Here is a 439-nt window from a genome sequence, read left to right as displayed (position 1 = left end):
GCGCTTCCCAACGCATTCGCCTAATCAGTCACATGCTTAAGGGCTGGTCCCCGTTCGCTCGCCGCTACTAGGGGAATCTCGGTTGATTTCTTTTCCTCAGGGTACTTAGATGTTTCAGTTCCCCTGGTTCGCCTCGTACACCTATGTATTCAGTGCACGATACCGATCTTATGATCGGTGGGTTTCCCCATTCAGAAATGCCCGGGTCACAGGTTGTTGCCACCTCACCGAGCCTTATCGCAGGCTACCACGTCTTTCATCGCCTCTGGCTGCCTAGGCATCCACCGTGTGCGCTTCATTGCTTGACCCTATAACCCGAAGGAGTCTGGTATCTCGCAATGATCACGTTTCATTTTGCCGGATACGCTGACGCGTATCACAATTTAAGACCACTTCTTGCGAAGTGTTCTTGTCAGCATGATATACATTGTTAAAGAGC

Annotated in this window: 1 rRNA gene; it reads right to left on the bottom strand. The window is 50.8% G+C overall.

Annotated features, from left to right (window positions below):
- Positions 1-308 (bottom strand): 23S ribosomal RNA (locus CXF87_RS12415); the annotation flags it as partial.
- Between the last annotated feature and the right edge of the window lie 131 nt (positions 309-439).

It is taken from the genome of Halomonas sp. MES3-P3E (genome assembly GCF_002836035.1).
Taxonomy (GTDB): Bacteria; Pseudomonadota; Gammaproteobacteria; order Pseudomonadales; family Halomonadaceae; genus Vreelandella; species Vreelandella arctica.
The sequence above is the reverse complement of the archived record's forward strand: the minus strand, read 5'-3'. Positions and strand labels throughout refer to the sequence as shown.